Consider the following 313-nt stretch of genomic DNA (forward strand, 5'->3'; position numbering starts at 1 on the left):
CGAGCGCAATGCCTCAATGGAACCAGTTCCGCCTCCCTCAGTTCCATTAGGACGTCTCTCGCGGGTTGCCGGCCAAAAATGGCTCGGCTGCACAAGGCCCGAGGACAGTTTTTTGCCGGAGGAACCGATGTCGCTGCACACCCTTCATCCCGAACATGTCGATGAAACCCGCATGAATGCCTATTCGACCTTCGCGCCTGCCCTTCTCAATTCGCTGGCGCTGCGGCTGGCCCGCTGCCAGGGAACGAAGGAACTGGCGGAGGTGGAGAAGTCGCTCATCCGCCTTGTCGAAGACTCCGAAGTCGCCGAACCG

The 313-nt window shown here is 60.4% G+C and carries 1 protein-coding gene; it reads left to right on the forward strand.

Going from position 1 to position 313, the window contains the following annotated elements:
- Positions 1-127: 127 nt before the first annotated feature.
- Positions 128-313 (forward strand): hypothetical protein (locus EN862_RS35470; protein WP_135913326.1); only part of this gene is annotated, 186 nt, incomplete at its 3' end.

This window comes from Mesorhizobium sp. M2E.F.Ca.ET.219.01.1.1 (genome assembly GCF_004016445.2).
In the GTDB taxonomy this organism is placed as follows: Bacteria; Pseudomonadota; Alphaproteobacteria; order Rhizobiales; family Rhizobiaceae; genus Mesorhizobium.